Below are 221 nucleotides of genomic sequence, written 5' to 3'. Positions count from 1 at the left end.
CGGCGGTGAGGGTGGCGGGGTGGTTGCGGCCGAGGAGTCGTTCCCGGTCGGCCAGGACACCTTTGAACAGGGTGGTGGCTTCGGTGGTGCGCCCCATGGCCGCGTAGGAGTTGGCGAGGTTGTCGCGGGCGGTGAGGGTGGCGGGGTGGTTGCGGCCGAGGAGTCGTTCCCGGTCGGCCAGGACACCTTTGAACAGGGTGGTGGCTTCGGTGGTGCGCCCC

The 221-nt window shown here is 70.6% G+C and carries 1 protein-coding gene; it reads right to left on the bottom strand.

All coding sequences use genetic code 11. The features are described from left to right. The coding region (locus tag ACFWEE_RS19050; RefSeq protein ID WP_386890483.1) for a tetratricopeptide repeat protein at positions 1-221 on the bottom strand (221 nt) is incomplete at both ends.

It is taken from the genome of Streptomyces sp. NPDC060184 (genome assembly GCF_042728795.1).
Taxonomy (GTDB): Bacteria; Actinomycetota; Actinomycetes; order Streptomycetales; family Streptomycetaceae; genus Streptomyces.
Note: the sequence above shows the minus strand (reverse complement) of the source record. Positions and strands in the feature narration are given on the sequence as shown.